Annotated in this window: 15 protein-coding genes; 8 read left to right on the top strand and 7 right to left on the bottom strand. The window is 66.9% G+C overall.

Annotation, left to right across the window (positions count from 1 at the left end):
• The first annotated feature begins 8 nt into the window (after positions 1 to 8).
• The 4 genes from EGM87_RS00410 to EGM87_RS00395 all read left to right on the top strand — a co-directional run bounded on the left by EGM87_RS00410 (position 9) and on the right by EGM87_RS00395 (position 4,301).
• Positions 9 to 2,654 (top strand): helicase-related protein, encoded by a 2,646-nt coding sequence (locus EGM87_RS00410; protein ID WP_253719105.1) that lies wholly within the window; start codon positions 9 to 11, stop codon positions 2,652 to 2,654.
• Positions 2,647 to 2,943: an RNA-binding S4 domain-containing protein gene (locus tag EGM87_RS00405; protein WP_044661669.1), complete on the top strand. Its 297-nt coding sequence runs from the start codon at positions 2,647 to 2,649 to the stop codon at positions 2,941 to 2,943. The genes EGM87_RS00410 and EGM87_RS00405 overlap by 8 nt, the downstream gene beginning before the upstream one ends.
• A 211-nt stretch (positions 2,944 to 3,154) precedes the next feature.
• Positions 3,155 to 3,493 carry a ferredoxin FdxA gene (fdxA, locus tag EGM87_RS00400; protein WP_025551122.1) on the top strand — a complete coding sequence of 113 codons (339 nt, stop codon included), beginning with the start codon at positions 3,155 to 3,157 and terminating at the stop codon, positions 3,491 to 3,493.
• 280 nt (positions 3,494 to 3,773) lie between these two features.
• Positions 3,774 to 4,301: a CarD family transcriptional regulator gene (locus tag EGM87_RS00395; RefSeq protein WP_025551124.1), complete on the top strand. Its 528-nt coding sequence runs from the start codon at positions 3,774 to 3,776 to the stop codon at positions 4,299 to 4,301.
• Between the two features lie 116 nt (positions 4,302 to 4,417).
• Here EGM87_RS00395 and EGM87_RS00390 read toward each other — a convergent pair whose 3' ends face one another.
• Positions 4,418 to 4,657 (bottom strand): hypothetical protein, encoded by a 240-nt coding sequence (locus EGM87_RS00390; protein WP_025551125.1) that lies wholly within the window; start codon positions 4,655 to 4,657, stop codon positions 4,418 to 4,420.
• 71 nt (positions 4,658 to 4,728) lie between these two features.
• Entirely contained in the window at positions 4,729 to 5,196 is a 468-nt protein-coding gene (locus EGM87_RS00385) for a hypothetical protein (protein ID WP_025551127.1), read from the bottom strand.
• Between the two features lie 128 nt (positions 5,197 to 5,324).
• Between EGM87_RS00385 and betI the strand changes: the two genes are divergently transcribed.
• From betI to ahpF, 3 genes are all read left to right on the top strand, one after another.
• Complete coding sequence (gene betI / locus EGM87_RS00380) at positions 5,325 to 5,963, top strand: transcriptional regulator BetI (protein WP_044661667.1); 639 nt, start codon at positions 5,325 to 5,327, stop codon at positions 5,961 to 5,963.
• 131 nt (positions 5,964 to 6,094) lie between these two features.
• Positions 6,095 to 6,658: an alkyl hydroperoxide reductase subunit C gene (gene ahpC, locus EGM87_RS00375; protein ID WP_013040906.1), complete on the top strand. Its 564-nt coding sequence runs from the start codon at positions 6,095 to 6,097 to the stop codon at positions 6,656 to 6,658.
• 204 nt (positions 6,659 to 6,862) lie between these two features.
• A complete protein-coding gene (ahpF, locus tag EGM87_RS00370; RefSeq protein WP_137709336.1) occupies positions 6,863 to 8,443 on the top strand; it encodes an alkyl hydroperoxide reductase subunit F in 1,581 nt (526 codons plus the stop codon).
• 75 nt (positions 8,444 to 8,518) lie between these two features.
• Here ahpF and EGM87_RS00365 read toward each other — a convergent pair whose 3' ends face one another.
• The 5 genes from EGM87_RS00365 to glmM form a co-directional block, all read right to left on the bottom strand.
• A complete protein-coding gene (locus EGM87_RS00365; RefSeq protein WP_208759558.1) occupies positions 8,519 to 9,160 on the bottom strand; it encodes a L,D-transpeptidase family protein in 642 nt (213 codons plus the stop codon).
• Positions 9,161 to 9,252: 92 nt separating this feature from the next.
• On the bottom strand, positions 9,253 to 9,852 hold the full coding sequence (gene rnhB / locus EGM87_RS00360) for a ribonuclease HII (RefSeq protein WP_025551133.1): 600 nt from the start codon (positions 9,850 to 9,852) through the stop codon (positions 9,253 to 9,255).
• A complete protein-coding gene (gene thiD, locus EGM87_RS00355) occupies positions 9,845 to 10,606 on the bottom strand; it encodes a bifunctional hydroxymethylpyrimidine kinase/phosphomethylpyrimidine kinase (RefSeq protein WP_137709338.1) in 762 nt (253 codons plus the stop codon). Before thiD ends, rnhB begins: the two co-directional genes overlap by 8 nt.
• Positions 10,603 to 10,827, bottom strand: coding sequence for a DUF1272 domain-containing protein (locus EGM87_RS00350; RefSeq protein WP_103000197.1), 225 nt, complete (start codon positions 10,825 to 10,827; stop codon positions 10,603 to 10,605). Before EGM87_RS00350 ends, thiD begins: the two co-directional genes overlap by 4 nt.
• Positions 10,828 to 10,950: 123 nt before the next feature.
• Positions 10,951 to 12,291 (bottom strand): phosphoglucosamine mutase, encoded by a 1,341-nt coding sequence (glmM, locus tag EGM87_RS00345; protein WP_048577137.1) that lies wholly within the window; start codon positions 12,289 to 12,291, stop codon positions 10,951 to 10,953.
• An 89-nt stretch (positions 12,292 to 12,380) separates the two neighbouring features.
• On the opposite strand from glmM, the gene EGM87_RS00340 reads away from it, so the two are divergent.
• A complete protein-coding gene (locus EGM87_RS00340) occupies positions 12,381 to 13,754 on the top strand; it encodes an alanine/glycine:cation symporter family protein (RefSeq protein WP_137709339.1) in 1,374 nt (457 codons plus the stop codon).
• Positions 13,755 to 13,834: the final 80 nt, after the last annotated feature.

Here is a 13,834-nt window from a genome sequence, read left to right as displayed (position 1 = left end):
CAGGGACCATGGCCCAGTTCGCCCGATCGCCCCTCACCGCCGTCCTGGGCCCCACCAACACCGGCAAGACCCACCTCGCCGTCGAACGCATGTGCGGCCATAGCTCCGGGATGATGGGCTTCCCGCTGCGCCTGCTGGCGCGGGAAGTCTATGACCGGGTGGCCGGCATGAAGGGCCCGGCGCAGGTCGCCCTCATCACCGGCGAGGAAAAGATCGTGCCCCCCGGCGCCCGCTATTTCCTCTGCACCGCGGAATCCATGCCGATCGGTCGGCAGGCCGGGACCGCGAACGAGGGGCTGGCGGATTACGCCTTCGTCGCCCTGGACGAAGCCCAGCTCGGCGCCGATCCGGAACGCGGCCATGTCTTCACCGACCGCCTCCTGCGCGCCAGGGGCCGGGAGGAAACGATGATCCTCGGCTCGGCCAGCATCGGCCGGGTGGTGAAGGCGCTGGTCCCCGATGCGGAGATCATCGGCCGCCCGCGTTTCTCGACGCTCAGCTATGCCGGCGCGAAAAAGCTCTCCCGCCTGCCCAAGCGTTCCGCCATCGTCGCCTTCTCCGCCGAGGAGGTCTATGCCGTGGCGGAAATGCTCCGCCGCTTCCGGGGCGGCGCGGCGGTGGTGATGGGCGCGCTCTCGCCCCGCACCCGCAATGCGCAGGTGCAGATGTTCCTGAACGGAGAGGTCGACTATCTGGTCGCCACCGACGCGATCGGCATGGGCCTCAACCTCGACGTCGCGCATGTCGCCTTCGCCTCGCTGCGCAAATATGACGGCCGCCGCACCCGCCGCCTGACCGTCGCGGAAATGGCGCAGATCGCCGGGCGCGCCGGCCGCCACCACCAGGACGGCACCTTCGGCAGCCTGGGCCATGAGGATGGCGACGCCGCCTTCACGCCGGAGGAGATAGAGGCGATAGAGGCGCACCGGTTTCCGCCGGTGGAGCAGCTTTTCTGGCGCAACGGCACGCCGCGCACCGACCGGCTGGATCACCTCATCTCCGATCTGGAGCAGAAGCCCGAACGCCCCGAACTGCGCGCCGCGCCCGAAGCGGTCGACCTCGCCGTGCTCAGGCGGCTCGCCGACGACCCGCTGGTGATCGATCGGGCACGCGGCAGGAAGCAGGTCGAACGGCTCTGGGCCGCCTGCGGCCTGCCCGATTTCCAGAAGCTGGGCGCCGAACATCATGCCCGCGCCGTCAGCCGCATCTGGCGCTTCCTGTCCGAAGGGACGGGCCACATCCCCCGCGACTGGTTCGCCCAGCAGATTGCGCGACTCGATTCGGTTCAGGGCGACATCGACACCCTCTCCGGCCGGATCGCCGCCGCCCGCACCTGGTCCTACATCGCCCATCGCGCCGATTGGCTCGCCCATCCGGCGGAAATGGCGGAGCGCACCCGCGCCCTCGAAGAAAAGCTCTCCGACGCGCTCCACGCCGCGCTGACGCAGCGTTTCGTGGACCGGCGCACCACCGTTCTGCTAAGGGACATCGGCCAAAGCGCGGCCAATCTGCCGGTCGAAATCGAACAGGACGGGACAGTCTGCGTCGATGGCGAGACGATCGGGCGACTTGACGGATTTCGTTTCTCGGTCGATCCCGCTACCCGGCATCAGGACAGGAAGATGCTGCTGGCGGCCGCTGAACGGCGCCTTGGAAGGATATTGCGAGTGAAGGCTGACGAATTGCTGGGCGCACCCGATACCGATTTCGCGCTCATGGACGAAGCAGGGCAGGCCCCCGGCATAAGCTGGAAGGGCGATCCGGTGGCGACGCTGCACGGCGGCCCCGCGCTGCTGACCCCGGAAATCCGTCTGGACCGCGCGCTCCTCGCAATGGGACAGGATGTGCAGAAGCAGGTGGCGGCCCGCCTTGCCGCATGGATGGACGCGCAGAAGGAAAAGCATCTGCTGCCCCTCACCAGAATGGTGGCCAGCAGCGCCGATCCCGAAGTCCCCGCCGTCGTCCGCGCCGTCTTCGCCCAGCTTGCCGATGCCGGCGGCGTCATCGCGCGCACCGAACTCGATTCGGCGCTCGGCCATCTCGACAAGGATCAGCGCCATCTGCTGCGCCGCGCCGGCATCGACATCGGCGTGCTCGACATCTATCATCCCGGCCTGCTGAAGCCCGGCGCCGCCCGCTGGCGCGCCGCCCTGCTGGCCGCGCGCCTGGGCAAGCCCTGCCTGCCCCTGCCCGGCCCCGGCCTCACCCTGATCCCGGCCGGCGAAAAGCCTGAGCAGATGGGCGCCCGCATCGCCGGCTTCCGCGGCTTTGGCGAACAGATGCTGCGCATCGACATGGCCGAACGCATGGCCCGCACCGCGCATGAAGCCATCGCCAGGAACGAGGCCTTCACCGCGCAGAGTCCGCAGATCGTCTCGCTCGGCCTGTCGGAGGACGCCTTCCTGCAACTGATGCGCCTCGCGGGCTTCCGCGCCGTGGAGGCGCCTGCGGAGGGCGGACCCAATTGGGCCTTCCGTGGCCGGCAGAAGGCGCGGACGCACCAGCAGCATCCGGGCCGCGAAAAGCGCGGCGCGCCCGCCCAGGGCAAGCCCCGCAACGACCGGGGGCCGCGCCCCGCCGCCTCGTCCGGCCCTGCCCCCACCGGCAACCATGCCTTTGCGGGCCTTGCCGAACTGCTGGGCCGCAATGGCTGACGCGGGCCTGGTCGCGGCCCACGGCCCCAGCCTGCGCATCGACAAGTTCCTCTGGTTCGCGCGCCTCGCAAAGAGCCGTTCGGTCGCCCAGAAAATGGCGGAGGACGGCCATATCCGCCTCAACGGCCGCCGCATCGAACGCTCGCACGCGCCGGTGCGGGCCGGCGATCTCATCACCTTTCCCCATCCCAGCGGCGTCCGGGTCGTCCGCATCCTCCAGCTCCCCGGCCGCCGAGGCCCCGCCCCCGAAGCCCAGTCCTGCTACGAGGAACTGACGGTCGGCGCCTGAAGCCCCCCCCCCCCTTTTTGTCATTCCCGCGAAGGCGGGAACCCATCTCCCAACATTGCCCCCAGCTCATCGGCAGGGGGGATGAATCCCCGTCTCCACAGGAATGACAGGAAAAAGCCCACTACCCGCGCCCCAACAATATCCTCATTGACCTTCGCGCCGACCGCGCATAGCAGGGCGCCGATTGTCTCCCTACCAAGAGTGCTGACCCATGACCTATGTCGTGACCGATAACTGCATCCGCTGCAAATATATGGATTGCGTCGAGGTTTGCCCCGTGGACTGTTTCTACGAGGGCGAGAACATGCTGGTCATCAATCCGAACGAGTGCATCGACTGCGGCGTGTGCGAACCGGAATGCCCTGCCGAGGCGATTCTGCCCGATACGGAGAACGGCCTGGAAAAATGGCTGGAGCTGAACACGAAATTCTCCGCCGAATGGCCCAACATCACCGTCAAGGGCGAAGCCCCCGCCGACGCCGACGAGATGAAGGGCATCGAAAACAAGCTGGAGAAATTCTTCTCGCCGGAGCCCGGCGCGGGCAGCTGAAACGCCGCGCCGCAAGGCTGTCGCGAACGGCCGCCGGCATCCTCATGAAGACTAGCTGTTGCGTTTAATTTGCACCGCCACTCCCGGATTTTGTGTCCGGGGGTGGCAATTTTGTTACGAATCTGCTAAATAGGCGCCAACAGGTGGATATGGTCGCGTCCACTACGGAGACAAATGCCTGATGTTATGATGGTGGCGCCGCGCTTCCCCTGGCTCGTGCACCTTTTCGCACCTGCAACGCGAATGCCACCGCTCCCCCGAAGACATGGAAAGGTTTCAAATGGCTGCCAAGGCGCTGTCCTTTGACGTAGGTGATTATGTTGTTTACCCCAAGCATGGCGTTGGCCGCGTCATAGAACTGCAGAAGGAGCAGATTGCGGGCATGGAGCTGGAACTCTATGTCCTGCGTTTCGAAAAGGAGCGGATGACGCTCCGCGTGCCCACGAACAAGGCCGAGGGCGTCGGCATGCGCAAGCTGTCCTCCAACAAGACGCTGGAGGAAGCGGTCGAAACCCTGAAGGGCAAGCCCAAGGTGAAGCGCACCATGTGGTCGCGCCGCGCGCAGGAATATGAAGCGAAGATCAATTCGGGCGATCTGGTGTCGATCGCCGAAGTGACCCGCGACCTGTTCCGCGCCGACGATCAGCCGGAACAGAGCTATTCCGAACGGCAGATCTTCGAAGCCGCGTCCAGCCGCCTCGCCCGCGAACTCGCGGCGATGGAGGAAACGGACGAACCGAGCGCGCTCAAGAAGATCCTGCGCATCCTCAACGAAGCCGCACCCCGGCATGCGAAGGTGGAAGGCTGACGACATCCGGCTGAGCCGACAACGGCAGGCCTGAAGGAAGGGCGCCCCGAACAGGGCGCCCTTTTTTTGCAATCCAACCGGATGAACGGCGGGAAACCGCCGGTGCGGCGCCGGTCCTATTCGCCCTTCGCGGCGCCCGCGGCGTCCTTGGCCGCATCTCCGACATCGCTCGCCGCCTGGCCGACCTGCGTGGCCGCGCTCTCGACCGCGCTGTCCTTCCGGCTCTGGCTGCTGATCAGGAAGAAGGCGGCAATCGCCACGACCACGACCAGCAAGAGAACCGCCACCATGGTTCCGCCGCCGCCACGCTTCTCGATGATCGTGGTCGTCGCCGGACGATCCTGATAATCCGCCATAGAAATCCTCCTCGTCTTCACGCCACCCGGCGGCATAAATGCGCAAGCGAGCGGGCGGGTTCCTGACCGGATCAGCGGCAATAGCCCTCCCGGCCCGGCAGCACGATCAGGCAATCCTGCCGGCCGGCAAGGTCCTTGAACCCGGTTTCCGCGCCCGTGCCCGGACGAATGCTCAGGTCCCTGCCGTCGCGCACGAAGCGGATCGTCGCCCCTTCGGCCACGCCGGGATAGTCTCCCTGCCGGTCCAGATTGTCCTGATTGGCGATGGCATAATGTCCGGGCCGGCCATCGGGCGACGGCTGGATGTCCAGGAACAGCCCCTCCGGCCCATTCCACCGCCCGACCCACTCGTCGGTGGGCAGGCCCGCCGCCCCGTTGGCGGCGGCATTGACGGCATCCGGCTCGGCAATCGCCTCCACATCGGCCGGCTGCGCGGCATTGTTCGCGGCCCCGCCCTCGTCGGCGCTCCTGGCGCAACCGGAAGTTAGCGCTCCCATCGCCATCAGCGGGAGAATCAGGCCCAGATTGCGACGATTCATCCATCTTTCTCCTTGCAATTGACCCGATAAACCGCTGAACGCGGGGCTTCGATCCATTTCCCGACAGGGGGCGGAGCCGCTTGCCAGCGGCTGCGGCGGGAAGGCAGGATCATGGGCGGGGAAAAGAGATGGAGAACAAGGTTGAGGGGCGCCCGGAAAGGGCGCGGTTCGTTCGCGAATCCGCCGATGTCCGGCGGCAGGCCCTGATCGAGGCGACGGCGCGCTGTCTTTCGGAAAAGGGCGTGGGCGGCACCTCCGTCCGCGCGATCTGCGCCTATGCCGGCGTTTCGGCCGGTTTGCTCACCCATTATTTCGACGGCGTCGACGCGCTGATCCTGGCCACCTATCGCGATGTCGGTGAAAAGGTCGCCGCCGCCATGGAACGCGCCGTGGCGGAGGCCGGCTCCTGCCCCCGCGCACGGCTGTGGGCCTATCTGCGCTCCAACTTCCAGCCGCCCGTGCTGGACCCCGATCTGCTGGCGACCTGGATTTCCTTCTGGAGCCTCAACAAGACCAATCCCGCCATCGCCGCCACCCATGCCGAAACCTATGGCGGCGGGCGCGAACGCATGGAGGTGCTGCTGCGCGAGGCGGCGCCCCAGATTCCCCGTCCCGACGCGCGCATCGCCGCCATCGGGCTTACCGCGATGATCGACGGCCTGTGGCTGGAACTGTGCCTCGACTCCTCCACCTTCACCATAGAGGAAGCGCTAGGCATGCTGGAGGAGGCGATGAACTACGTCCTGCAAAAGCCGAGAAGCGGCTAGATCGATCAATGAAGCTGGCGGTGATCGTTTTTATCAATCAACCTTGTCGATAAAACCAATTTCACGGCGCCCTGCGCTTTCCCTACATGGGTCGGGCAACAGCAACCCCCTAAAAAGGAACTGGAAAGCCCATGGCGCTTATCAACACGACCATCAAGCCGTTCAAGGCCACCGCTTACAAGGAAGGCAAGTTCGTCGACGTGACCGACGCCGACGTGAAGGGCAAGTGGGCCGTCTTCTTCTTCTACCCCGCTGACTTCACCTTCGTCTGCCCGACGGAGCTGGAGGATCTGGCCGACATCTACCCGACGCTGCAGAAGCTGAACGTAGAGGTGTACTCGGTGTCGACCGACACGCATTTCAGCCACAAGGCCTGGCACGACACCTCGCCGGCCATCGGCAAGATCAACTATTATATGCTGGGCGACCAGTCGGGCCAGATCACCAATAATTTCGACGTGATGCGCCCGGGCGTGGGCCTTGCCGACCGCGCGACCTTCCTGGTCGATCCCGAAGGCGTGATCCAGTTCATGGAAATCACCTCGGAAGGCGTCGGCCGCAACGCGACCGAACTGCTCCGCAAGGTCAAGGCCGCGCAATATGTCGCCGCCAATCCCGGCGAAGTCTGCCCGGCCAAGTGGGAAGAAGGCGAAGCGACCCTTGCTCCGTCGCTCGACCTCGTCGGCAAGATCTAAAGACCTGAAAGGGCGTCTGCCGGATCGGGTCGAGTTCCTCCCTGATCCGGCAGGGCCTCTGCATGCCGCGTGCTCCTGCGAAGGCAAGCGCACGACGAAGTCAAATCGCATCATCGCAAACACCGCCGGGCCTTCGGGTCGCACCGTTCCGGCGAACATATAGCCGCGCCCCGGATAGGCGCGCCCAACCCAAGGAGACCGAAGATGTTGGACGCAAATCTGAAGGCCCAGCTCAAGGCCTATATGGCGAACATCACCCAGCCGATCGAGCTGGTCGCATCGCTGGACGACAGCCCCAAGAGCCGCGAACTCAAGACGCTGCTGGATGAGATCGCCGAACTGTCGGACAAGGTGACGATCGCCGCCGGTAACGCCAGCCGCGTCCCCAGCTTCATGATCCGCCGCACCGGCACGGACATCGGCGTCACCTTCGCCGGCCTGCCCATGGGGCATGAATTCACCTCGCTCGTGCTGGCGCTGCTCCAGGTCGGCGGCCATCCGTCGAAGGCCGCGCAGGACCTGATCCAGCAGATCAGGAATATTGACGGCGACTTCGCCTTCGAAACCTATTTCTCGCTCTCCTGCCAGAACTGCCCCGACGTGGTGCAGGCGCTGAACCTGATGAGCGTGCTCAACCCGCGCATCAGCCACACCGCCATCGACGGCGCGCTCTTCAAGGAAGAGGTCGACGCGCGCAAGGTCATGGCCGTCCCCACCGTCTTCCTGAACGGCGAACCCTTCGCCAGCGGCCGCATGGAGCTGGAGCAGATCGTCGCGAAGATCGACAGCGGCGCGGCGGCCCGCGCGGCGGAGAAGATCAAGGCCCAGGACCCGTTCGAGGTGCTGGTGGTGGGCGGCGGCCCCGCCGGCGCGGCGGCGGCCATCTACGCGGCGCGCAAGGGCATCCGCACCGGCGTCGCGGCGGAACGCTTCGGCGGCCAGGTGCTCGACACCATGGACATAGAGAATTTCATCTCGGTCAGCCGCACCGAAGGGCCCAAGCTCGCCTCCGCGCTGGAAGCGCATGTGAAGGACTATGATGTCGAGATCATGAACCTCCAGAAGGCGGCGAAGCTGATCCCGGCCAAGGCCGAAGGCGGCTATCACGAAGTCGTCCTCGAAAATGGCGCGTCGCTCAAGGGCCGCACCGTCATCCTCTCCACCGGCGCCCGCTGGCGGCAGATGGGCGTGCCCGGCGAGGATGAATATCGCAACAAGGGCGTCGCCTATTGTCCGCATTGCGACGGTCCGCTGTTCAAGGGCAAGCGCGTCGCGGTGATCGGCGGCGGCAATAGCGGTGTCGAAGCGGCCATCGACCTCGCCGGCATCGTCGCCCATGTGACGCTGATCGAATATGACAGCCAGCTCCGCGCCGACGCCGTGCTCCAGCGCAAGCTCGCCAGCCTGCCCAATGTCAGGATCATCACCTCGGCCCTGACGACCAGGGTCGACGGCAATGGCGAGAAAGTGACCGGCCTCAGCTACAAGGACCGCAACGGCGGCACGGAGCACGATGTCGAGCTGGAGGGCATTTTCGTCCAGATCGGCCTCGTCCCCAACACCGAATGGCTGAAGGACGCGATCGCCCTCTCCCCGCGCGGAGAGATAGAGATCGACGCGCGCGGCGAAACCAGCCAGCCGGGCATCTTCGCGGCAGGCGACTGCACGACCGTGCCCTACAAGCAGATCGTGATCGCCATGGGAGCCGGATCGACGGCGGCGCTGTCCGCCTTCGACTATCTCATCCGCCTCCCCGCGACGGAGGAAACCGCGGAAGCGGCCTGATCGGAATGCCGGAAAACAGGAAGGCGGCGGGGTCTCGCAGGAACCCGCCGCCTTCCTGCCCCATCTGAAGGGCCCCTAACGCCGCATCAACCTCAGCCGGAATATCCCCGGATCGACCTCCAGCATCGGCGCGCCCGCTCCCACCCCCGCATCTTCGCGCTGCGCCAGCACGACCGGCGCCTGCGGCGTGAAGGTGGCGACCGCGCTCCCCGGATCGCCCACCACCAGCGCATCCACCATCAGCGCGGGGCTCAGCCGGTCCGACGTCACGCTGACCAGCGTGCCGATCTGCGTCATCCCGAACAGCTTGCGGGCGAAGGCCTGGGGCAGGCGGATGCACCCATGGCTCGCCGGATAGCCGGGATTATGCCCGGCATGCAGCGCGATCCCGTCCCAGGTCAGCCGCTGCATGAAGGGCATGGGCGCGTTGGAATAGAGGTTCGACCGATGCCATTCCCGCTTCTGCAACACCGGAAACTCGCCGGTGGGGGTGCGATGCCCCTTCATGCCGGTCGACACGCTGGCGACCCCGACCAGCCGGTCGCCGTCATAGACATGCACCCTCTGCCGCTCGATGCTGATGACCAGATAGAGCGGCCCGGCAAAGGGCCCCTCCTCCAGCCAGCGATAGCCCCCCGGCCCCAGCGCCTCCTGCGCCCCGGCCGGCGGCGCCACCGCACAGGTCAGCAACAGCAGGAAGGTCAGAAAGGCGCGCATAAACACCTTCTTAACCATAAGACGGCGCAGCGCCAGCCCCCGGCGGACTCGCATCGGTATCGGATCGGGACGGTCGCCGCCCCGGCGCGTCCCTAAAGCAGGCTCAACTGCGCGACCGGCGCAAAGCTCCTGCGGTGCAGCGGCGTCGGCCCATGCTCGCGCAGCGCGGCCAGATGCCGGGCGCTGCCATAGCCCTTGTTGCTTTCCCAGCCATAATGCGGGTGCGCCGCCGCCGCCTCGATCATCATCCGGTCGCGCGCCTCCTTCGCCAATATGGATGCCGCCGCGATCGACAGGCATTTGGCGTCGCCCTCGACCACCGCCGTCGAGGCCCAGCGCCATTGCGGACAGCGATTGCCATCCACCAGCACATGCGCGCAGTCATGGGTCAGCGCCTCCACCGCCCGCGTCATCGCCAGCATCGTCGCCCAGAGGATGTTGAGGCTGTCGATCTCCTCGACCGAAGCGACCCCCAGGCCCCAGCACAGCGCCCGCGCCTTGATCTCCCCCTCCAGCACGGCCCGCTTCGCCGCGCTGAGCTGCTTGCTGTCGTTGAGCCCGTCCGGGCAATCCTCCCGCCGCAGGATCACCGCAGCCGCCACCACCGGCCCGGCCAGCGGCCCCCGCCCGGCCTCGTCCACCCCGGCGACCAGCCCCGGATGATGCCGCAATTCATGGGCGAAATCAGGCATGGTCATGAAATCCGAACGGCGCTCCCATCGGCCCATGTCCGCCGCCAAGGCCGGGCGCCAGCGCCAGCGCCTCCCGCACATATTTGCGCGCCCGCTCGATCGCGTCGATCATGTCCCGTCCCTGCCCCAGCCCGGTCGCGATCGCGCTGGCCAGCGTGCAGCCCGTGCCATGGCTGTGCCGCGTGTCGATCCGCGCATTGCTCCAGGCCTTCACCACGCCGCCCGGCCCGATCAGCCGGTCGGTCAGCATCGGCCCCTCGCCATGGCCGCCCTTGGCCAGCACATGCGTCGCGAAGCGGACTGCGATCTCCTCCCCGCCCAGCGCCTCCAGCTCCGGAATATTGGGCGTCACCAGCGCCGCCAGCGCCATCAGCCGCTCGAACGCCGCCACCGTCGCCTCATCGGCCAGCGCCGAACCGCTGGTCGCCACCATCACCGGATCGAAGACGATGGGCAGGCCTTCCAGCGCCGCCAGCCGCTCGGCCACCGCCGCCGCCGTCTCCGCCGATCCGATCATGCCGATCTTCACCGCGTCGACCCCGATGTCGCCGATCACGCTTTCCATCTGCGCGATCACCATGTCGGCCGGCACCGGATGGACGTCCTGCACGCCCAGCGTGTTCTGCGCGGTGATCGCGGTGATCGCCGTCATGGCATGGCCGCCCAACAGCGTCACGGTGCGGATGTCGGCCTGGATGCCGGCACCGCCGCCGCTGTCGGACCCGGCGACGATCAGGATGCGGGCGATGCTCATCCCCCGAAACGCCGCTCCGCCGAAGCCGGATGCCGCTTCAACGCATCCCCCACCCGCGTGGGCCGGTCCATCAACTCCCCGCCGCAATTGGGGCAGCGGTCGTCCAGCGCCTCGGCGCAGGGCGCGCAAAAGCTGCATTCGAAGGAACAGATGAACGCCCCCGGCTCGTCGGCGGGCAGATCGACGCCGCAGCGTTCGCAATCGGGCCGCATCTCAAGCATGGACGATCGTCCTCCGTCCGTCTTTCCCGCGCAGGCGGGAACCCATCTCCCGCCGCCTCCCCCGGCCCGGACGCGCCGGAAAGGCAGCGCCATATCCGCAAGGACAACCGCAACGCAACGCCGTCACGCCGCCGCCTTCGCCACGGCGTCGCAGATGCGCTCCACCACGTCCCTGACCTGCTCCTCGCGGTCGCCTTCCGCCATCACCCGGATCACCGGCTCCGTGCCGGACGGACGGATCACCAGCCGCCCGCACCCGTTCAGCTCCGCCTCCGCCTGCGCGATCGCCTTCCGCACATCCTCATGCTCCAGCGGCCTGCCGCCGGAAAAGCGCACATTCTTCAGCAATTGCGGCACCGGATCGAACTGGTGCAGCACCTCGCTCGCCGGCTTGCCGGACCGCACCAGCGCCGCCAGCACCTGCAGCGCCGCCATCGTGCCGTCGCCGGTCGTCGCATAGTCGGACAGGATCATGTGCCCCGACTGCTCGCCCCCGACATTGAAGCCGCCCTCGCGCATCCGCTCCAGCACATAACGGTCGCCCACCTTGGTCCGCTCCAGCGCCATGCCCTGCCCGGCCAGAAACCGCTCCAGCCCCAGGTTCGACATCACCGTCGCCACCAGCCCGCCGCCGCGCAGCATCCCCGCCTTCGCGAAATTGCCCGCGATCAGGGCCATGATCTGGTCGCCGTCGACGATCGCGCCATGCTCGTCCACCACGATCAGCCGGTCGGCATCGCCGTCCAGCGCGATGCCGATGTCGGCGCCCGACGACACCACCGTTTCCTGCAACAGCAGCGGCGCGGTCGATCCGCACTGGTCGTTGATGTTGATGCCGTTGGGCGTGACGCCGATCGCCACCACCTCCGCCCCCAATTCCCACAGGGCGGAAGGGGCGACCTGATAGGCCGCGCCATTGGCGCAATCGACCACGATCTTCAGCCCGTCCAGCCGCAGATCGGCGGGAAAGCTGGACTTGACCGCATGGATATAGCGGCCGCGCGCATCCTCCACGCGGCGGGCGCGGCCGATGTCCTGCGACGCGGCCAGCGGGATCTGCTGGTCCAGCATCGCCTCGATCTTCAGCTCATCCTCGTCCGACAGCTTGTAGCCGTCCGGACCGAATAATTTTATGCCATTGTCGAAATAGGGATTGTGGCTGGCCGAAATCATCACGCCCAGGTCGGCGCGCATCGAATGGGCCAGCAACGCCACGGCGGGCGTCGGGATCGGCCCGAACTGCACCACGTCCATGCCGACCGCCGTGAACCCGGCGACCAGCGCATTTTCGACCATATAGCCCGACAGCCGCGTATCCTTGCCGATCACCACGCGATGGCGATGGGTGCCGCGCTGGAAATGCTTGCCCGCCGCCATGCCGACCTTCATCGCCAGTTCGGCGGTCATCGGCCATTGGTTGGTGCGCCCGCGAATGCCGTCCGTACCGAAATATTTCCTGCTCATCGTCCCTGCCCGCCCCGCGGTGAAGCTCTCATGCTTCCCATAGCAATCTTTGTTCGACTTTCCAGCAAGGACCGGCCATCCCCTTGCGAATGGACGGATTCAATGCAGCGGTCGACGCCCTTTCCGGCGCGGTCTTCATGAAGGTGCCGGTGCTCGGCGCGCAGATCGAGCTGATCGTGCTCTATCTGGCGCTGCCGATGCTGTTCTTCACCCTCTGGCTCGGCTTTCCCAACCTGACCGCGGTGGGCCGGGCGCTCCGCATCCTCAGGGCGCAGCCGCATGCGGGCGAGGCGAAGGGCGACGTCAGCCAGTGGGGCGCGCTGTCGACGGCGCTGTCGGGCACCATCGGCCTCGGCAATATCGCGGGCGTCGCGGTCGCGCTGACGATGGGCGGGCCGGGCGCGATCCTCTGGATGTTCATCATCGGCTGGTTCGCCATGACGGTGAAGATGGCGGAAGTGACGCTGGGCCTCAAATATCGCGTCTTCGACGCGCAGGGCCATGTGCATGGCGGGCCGATGTATGTGCTGAAGGCGGTGGGCGCGGCGCGCGGCTGGCCGAAGATCGGGCTGATATTGGGCGGCTTCTACGCCTTTTTCGCGCTGTTCGGGGCGATCCCCATGGTGCAGGTCAACCAGAGCTTCGCGCAGGTGAAGGTGGTGACCGGCTTCGCCAATGGCTGGGCCTATGGCACGATGCTGGCCGGCGCGGTGGCGCTGGTGACGCTGGGCGGCGCGGCCTGGCTGGGCGAGGTGGCGAAGCGGCTGACGCCGCTCAAGGTCGCGGTCTATCTGATCGGCGTCGCGACCGTGCTGATCCTTCACGCCGCCGCCATTCCGGGCGCGCTGGCGGACATCTGGCACGGCGCATGGAACGGGCAGGCCGCGACCGGCGGCGCGGTGGGCGCCTTCGTCGCGGGCATGCGGCGCGCCGTTTTCGCCAGCGAGGCGGGCGTGGGATCGGCGGTGATGGCGCACAGCCTGGCGCGGGTGCGGCACCCGGTGTCGGAGGGGCTGGTCGCCCTGCTGGAACCGCTGCTCGGCACGATGATCGTCTGCGCGCTGGGCGGGCTGGCGCTGGTCGTGGCGGGCACATGGAATGGCGGGCTGGAGGGGATCGCCATCACCTCCGCCGCCTTCGCGCAGGTTTCGCCCTCCTTCCCCTGGCTGCTGGCGGTGGTCGTGGTGCTGTTCGCCTATTCGACGCTGGTGGCGTGGGGCTTTTACGGGCTTCAGGCCTGGGGCTATCTGTTCGGCAACGGTCCCCGGGCGCAATGGACCTACAAGATCCTCTATATCGTCGCCCTGCCCCCCGCCGCCGCCATCGACCTCGGCCGCGTGGTCGGCATCGTCGACAGCAGCTTCTTCCTGATGGCGCTCCCCAATGTCATCGCCCTCTACCTCTGCGCAGGCGAACTGCGACGCGACGTGCGGGCCTATCTCGCCGCGCCCGAAGAGGATTAAAATCGATTTCAGCAAACCGCGCTCCTGCACGGACAAGTTCAAGTCTCGCCAGCCCGCATGATGTGGGAAGGAATCGGACA

The sequence above is a fragment of the Sphingobium sp. RSMS genome, from assembly GCF_005406185.4.
Lineage (GTDB): Bacteria > Pseudomonadota > Alphaproteobacteria > Sphingomonadales > Sphingomonadaceae > Sphingobium > Sphingobium fuliginis.
The sequence above is the reverse complement of the archived record's forward strand: the minus strand, read 5'-3'. Positions and strand labels throughout refer to the sequence as shown.